Raw genomic sequence first — 265 nt, 5'->3', positions numbered from 1 at the left:
ATTCAAAAGACGATACCTATCGCTTTGAACATGGTGAAATTCCTAAATCGTTACACGCTAAGGCAAAAGACATTAGCGAGGCTACGCTTGATGCTTTACGGTGTTTGAATAAAATGCACGATACCCTCACCCAAGATGTAAGCGACGGTGATATTAAACCTTATGTTGCCGACCCCATTCTGGCTGAAAGTGGGCAATACATAAACCGGTTAGAACAACTTAATAAATTATGGTTTAGTTACGCTACTAAAGGCGAAGGCACGCC

At 41.9% G+C, this 265-nt stretch carries 1 protein-coding gene; it reads left to right on the top strand.

Features of this window, described 5'->3' with window-relative positions:
• On the top strand, positions 1 to 265 hold a 265-nt coding region (locus SB765_RS30490), incomplete at both ends, for a hypothetical protein (protein WP_410932602.1).

Origin of the sequence: Pseudomonas sp. SIMBA_067, assembly GCF_046534675.1 — a bacterium.
Lineage (GTDB): Bacteria > Pseudomonadota > Gammaproteobacteria > Pseudomonadales > Pseudomonadaceae > Aquipseudomonas > Aquipseudomonas putida.
The sequence above is the reverse complement of the archived record's forward strand: the minus strand, read 5'-3'. Positions and strand labels throughout refer to the sequence as shown.